Here is a 564-nt window from a genome sequence, read left to right as displayed (position 1 = left end):
AGTCGTTGCTCGATAAAATTGACAGGGGGAGCAAAGGGTCGTATCAGAACGAGGTGTTTGCGCTCAGAGCAGACCATTGCCAGGACAACAGAGAACAATACCCGTTTTAATCGATAAGTCCGATTGGTCCAGTATGGATTACGTGGATGAGCCGCCGGAAACAGAAAATCCTGTAATGGTGATTCGGATAACAGCGAAATGTACCCTCTGCGAAACCGCTGAGCGGTGTGATTCACCTGGCGAAACAAAAGAGTGGGCGAGAGATCATCAACATCCTCGAGACTTTATTGAATACCGTCGGACCTGGGCCGAGCGATAACCAATTCGACACCTCGATACTCAGATTACACCTCCAAGTGCGAGGATGCCAAGCAGTAGTAGAACAGCCGTAACTACTCCCCCACCAGCAGTGAGGAGCTTATTCTCCATCACCTTCTCGTGGATCAGCATCGCGGCGTACTCCTCACGGAAGGCCTCGAGATTCTCCTCGTCGTAGAAGTACTTCGTCTTCAATGCGAACCGTTCCGTCACCGCGCAGCCCGTACAGACCGGTTCGCCTTCCAG

Annotated in this window: 1 pseudogene; it reads right to left on the bottom strand. The window is 52.0% G+C overall.

The window, feature by feature from the left end:
* Nucleotides 1–339: 339 nt before the first annotated feature.
* A pseudogene (locus tag EXE42_RS16530) lies at nucleotides 340–564 on the bottom strand (restriction endonuclease); the annotation flags it as partial.

The organism is Halorubrum sp. SP3 (assembly GCF_005435195.1).
In the GTDB taxonomy this organism is placed as follows: Archaea; Halobacteriota; Halobacteria; order Halobacteriales; family Haloferacaceae; genus Halorubrum; species Halorubrum sodomense.
Note: the sequence above shows the minus strand (reverse complement) of the source record. Positions and strands in the feature narration are given on the sequence as shown.